Annotated in this window: 5 protein-coding genes; 2 read left to right on the top strand and 3 right to left on the bottom strand. The window is 67.5% G+C overall.

Features of this window, described 5'->3' with window-relative positions; all coding sequences use genetic code 11:
* Both AB0M52_RS31975 and AB0M52_RS31970 read left to right on the top strand, forming a co-directional pair.
* A partial coding sequence (locus tag AB0M52_RS31975; RefSeq protein WP_363961420.1) for an XdhC family protein occupies window positions 1–963 on the top strand: 963 nt, incomplete at its 5' end.
* 71 nt (window positions 964–1,034) lie between these two features.
* The gene (locus tag AB0M52_RS31970; protein WP_363961418.1) at window positions 1,035–1,631 is read left to right on the top strand and encodes a multicopper oxidase domain-containing protein; all 597 of its coding nucleotides are present in this window, start codon (window positions 1,035–1,037) and stop codon (window positions 1,629–1,631) included.
* Between the two features lie 74 nt (window positions 1,632–1,705).
* Here AB0M52_RS31970 and AB0M52_RS31965 read toward each other — a convergent pair whose 3' ends face one another.
* From AB0M52_RS31965 to AB0M52_RS31955, 3 genes are all read right to left on the bottom strand, one after another.
* On the bottom strand, window positions 1,706–2,407 hold the full coding sequence (locus AB0M52_RS31965) for a hypothetical protein (RefSeq protein WP_363961416.1): 702 nt from the start codon (window positions 2,405–2,407) through the stop codon (window positions 1,706–1,708).
* A 36-nt stretch (window positions 2,408–2,443) separates the two neighbouring features.
* Window positions 2,444–2,908: a sigma-70 family RNA polymerase sigma factor gene (locus AB0M52_RS31960; RefSeq protein WP_363961414.1), complete on the bottom strand. Its 465-nt coding sequence runs from the start codon at window positions 2,906–2,908 to the stop codon at window positions 2,444–2,446.
* A gap of 272 nt (window positions 2,909–3,180) precedes the next feature.
* Window positions 3,181–3,621, bottom strand: coding sequence for a hypothetical protein (locus AB0M52_RS31955; protein WP_363961412.1), 441 nt, complete (start codon window positions 3,619–3,621; stop codon window positions 3,181–3,183).
* Window positions 3,622–3,914: the final 293 nt, after the last annotated feature.

Genomic DNA, 3,914 nt, shown 5'->3' with positions numbered 1-3,914 from the left:
GTACTGGCCCGCTTGGTGGCCCGCGACGGTCCCGGATCCAGGCCAATGGGTTCAACAATGGCGATCGCAGCGGACGGCACCTGGCGAGGCTCCGTGTCCGGCGGCTGCGTGGAGTCGATAGTGGTCGAGGCGGCGCGGTCGGTGCTGCACGGTGCGGCACCACACATCCTGCCGGTGTCGCCAGCCGAGCAGCTACTGCCCTGGGAGGAGAGGCCCGCCTGCACCGCGACGCTGGAGGTGCTCATCGCACCCGCTCCACCCGCCCCGGTGCACGACGCGATCACCGAGGCCCTGGCGGACGACCGGCCGGTAACCGTCTACGTCGGGCTACGACCGCCGTACCGCTGGTCCGTGACACCGATGAGCATGGAGGTCGTCGCTGACGACGTCATCGTCGACCGGTTGCCATCGCGTCGGCGGCTTCTCCTCGTCGGGGCCACAGACCTATCCGCCGTCTTGGCAGGCATGGCGTACTGGTTGGACTGCACGGTAATCGTGGTGGACCCTCGGCCGGACCATGTCGCAGCGGGTGCGATGCCGACAACAGCTCAGGTGGAACGGGCCTGGCCAGACAGCTGGCTGGCAGAGCACCCACTCGGACCTCAAGACGCTGTCGTGGCACTCAGCCACGATCCACGGATAGACGACCGCGCCATTCTCGCGGCACTGGCGGGAGGCGCGGGACATGTGGCTGCCCTGGGCAGCCGAGCCACCCACGCCCAACGGATGCGACGGCTGTTGGGCCAGCCAGGTCTTGACCGACTCGTCGGGCCTGCGGGACTCGACCTTGGCGGTGCATCGCTCGCCGAAACGGCACTGTCCATCCTCGCCGAAACCGTCGCGGCAGGTAATGGCCGCAGCGGCCGTCGGCTACAAGACAGCAGGCTACCGATCCGAGCCACAGAGACGGCGATGGGTCATGCCCGGCAGCCCGCCTCGTCGCAGCGGACGGCACCGAGCTGAACGGACCAACTCCCTTCGAGGGCGAAGCGGTCCTCGTCACCGCCGGCGGCCGGGCCGACCTTGAGGTGGCGATGCCGATCGACGGTACGGCGGTCCGCGTCCAGGTCGGCGGAGCACCCTCGGTGGTACTCGGCTCGAACTCCTTCGACGCCCCCACCACGCCTCGACCCACTGCGACGCTGGACCTGCTCCGCTACGGCACGCGGGCGCCGCTCGGCTTCGATCCCGGCAAGCCGGATCGGAGTTTCAGATACGACATCGGACGGCGCCTCGGCTTCCTCGACGGCCGACCAGGCTACTACTGGACGATCAACGGTCACCTCTACCCCGACGTACCGATGTTCATGGTCGGCGAGGGTGATGTCGTCCGGATGACGATCAGCAACGGCAGCGGCGAGGTCCATCCGATGCACCTGCACGGCCACCACGCCGTGGTGCTGAGTCGCAATGGCGCCGCCGCGACAGGCAGCCCGACGTGGGTCGACTCGCTCAACGTGAATGATGGCGAGTCCTACGAGATCGCGTTCGTCGCGAACAATCCTGGCATATGGGTTGACCACTGCCACAACTTGACCCATGCCGTGGAAGGGCTCATCGCCCACCTGATGTACGAGGGCTTCGAAACACCGTATGTCATCGGCGATGCCACCGGGAATCAACCGGAGTGATGGCCGGCACCATAGACGCCGGGGCCGAGCGGCTGTGGAGAGCCCGCCCGGCCCCGGCGCGTCGGGGCGGCGAGTCAGCCGCTCGTGGAGTGCGCGTCGCTGGTAACGGTGACGCCCTGCGCGAAACTGACGATCTGATCGATGGTGAGGCCGACGGAAGTCGGGACCTGCACCAGGACCTTGTTGCCTGCGGCGTCGGGGAAGATCAGCCAGAGGCTTCCGCCCTCGGCGGTTCCCAGGAGGCCATCCCTACCGTTGACAGAGACCGTCGTGACGGGCGTGTCGCTGGGCAGCCGAGACGCTCCCTGGAGCATGACCGCGATGCGACCGTCGTAGCTGACGACCGATCCGTCGTCGCCAGGACCCTGGGGATCGAGGGTTACGGAACCCGCCGGAGAGGAATCCGCGCCGGGCGGCGCGACCACAAATGCGGTCCTGTTCGACGAGACCACCTGCCAGCCAGCCGGTACGGTGCTCACTGTGAAACCGGCCGGCTGGGTGCCGGTGAAGGCAACGAGCTGAACCCGGAGCGCCTGCTGGGTCGTCGCACCGGACCCGCCCGCGGGCCGGGAATCAGCGGGCCCGAGTTGAGCGATGCTCACCGTCACGGCGGCCACCGCAGCGACAACGAGGCTCGAACCAGCGATCTGGTTGCGCCGTCGACGGATCAAGGCACGGTGCCCGCGGGCCACATCAGCGGCGACAACCTCCGCCCCTGCCGGGGCGGGTGTGACCACGGACGGCAGCGCCCTCAAAACATCAACAACGTCATTCATATCAATACCCCTCCGATCGGTAACAACAGCTGTCGATCAAACGAAGCTGTGCGAGTGTTCTGGAAAGACCGCACGCAGATGCTCCAAGCCACGAGCGCTCTGACTCTTCACAGTGCCCTCGCTGCACCCCATCGCGGCCGCGGACTCGGCGACGCTGAATCCCTCGACGTAACGCAGCACAACCGCCGCCCGCATGCGGGCCGGCAAGGTGGCCAGCAATGCCACGATCGCGGTCTCGTCCCCGTACCCTGCCTCGGCGGCGGCGACATCCGGCAGCTGCGCCTGGACCCGCTCGCGGCGACGAAACAGACTCCGGCGGTCATCCATCGCCGCGTTCACGACGCAGCGGCGTGCGTACGCCTCCAGCGTTTCGGGGCGAACCCGCGGCCAAGCGAGGTACAGACGAACCAGCCCTGTCTGCACCGCGTCCTCAGCCTTGGCCGAATCCCCTGACAGCAGCAAAGTCGCCACACGCACGAGTGCGGCACGCTGGGCCAGCACGAACTCGGTGAACCTGCGATCTCGTTCGGATGTCCATGTCACTGGCGCCCGCCTTCTCTCTCGACAAAGGGCATCTGGACACCCCTCATACGGAATCGGCCCCGTCCGGGTTGCATGGCGGGGCTTCTGGGCGGTCGCGGCAACATCATCGTGACCGAATACACCAACGGGGATCTCAGTGGCCGCGCGTAACCGTTCGTGCCCGCTAGCGCGAGCCGGCCACGGAGCGGGCTACTGGCACGGGGATGGCACGGCGACAGCCGGAAACGCCGCTAGTTCGAACTCGTCTTCAGCCTGCGGTGGACGATGCCGACGTAGGCCGCAGTAGGGCCAAGCACAGCGCCCGCGCCGGCCAGGCACGCCAACAGGGTGCCGGCCGCCGGTCCGTCGATGAGTACTGCGACGCCGGCCACGTAGAACGTTGCCAGCACTGCGGCGACGGCGAACGCGACCAGCAACTTCATGTAAAGCCGTCCGCTTTTCGCGGCAATCTCGCCGACCCAGCCCGCCGGCACGAACAGCAGCGGCACCAGGGCAGCGCCCAAACACGCCAGCGAGCAGCACAGCGCCGGCCCGGCGAGCGGGCCACCTGGATCCCCAGTGGTGTTCCACGCGTACACGAGCAGTCCGACGTAGATGACGGGCGCCTGCGCGACGAACACCACCCAGGCGACAACCGCACCAGCAGCGTGGCGATCAGTCGCGCTGCTCATGGTGCCTCCCGTACGACGGCTCCAGGAGGGTACGCCACTCGGCCATGTTGCTGTTGCCCGGTGTGCATTGAGCCGGGCCAGGCCCACATCGCGCTGGCGCACAGGCCCCACGTCGAGCGGTGTCGCGTCACTGAGTGCCTCGATGCTGCCGAGCAAGCGGATCGCCAACGTCGCCCCGACCGTCCTTCGCTGCGGGTGGGGCTGCCGATTCAAGGTTCTTTCAACGTTCCTCCATTCACGATTGCGCATGGTGGGTGCATCGTTCGAACGGACTTGGCAATACGAGGAGGTAG

Origin of the sequence: Micromonospora sp. NPDC051296 (assembly GCF_040682255.1) — a bacterium.
Lineage (GTDB): Bacteria > Actinomycetota > Actinomycetes > Mycobacteriales > Micromonosporaceae > Micromonospora > Micromonospora craterilacus.
This window is presented reverse-complemented; position numbering and strand designations above follow the sequence as displayed.

Coding starts and splice junctions, on each gene's coding strand:
- AB0M52_RS31970 (WP_363961418.1), top strand. CDS start 1,035: ATGCCGATCGACGGTACGGCGGTCCGCGTCCAGGTCGGCGGAGCACCC.
- AB0M52_RS31965 (WP_363961416.1), bottom strand. CDS start 2,407: ATGAATGACGTTGTTGATGTTTTGAGGGCGCTGCCGTCCGTGGTCACA.
- AB0M52_RS31955 (WP_363961412.1), bottom strand. CDS start 3,621: ATGAGCAGCGCGACTGATCGCCACGCTGCTGGTGCGGTTGTCGCCTGG.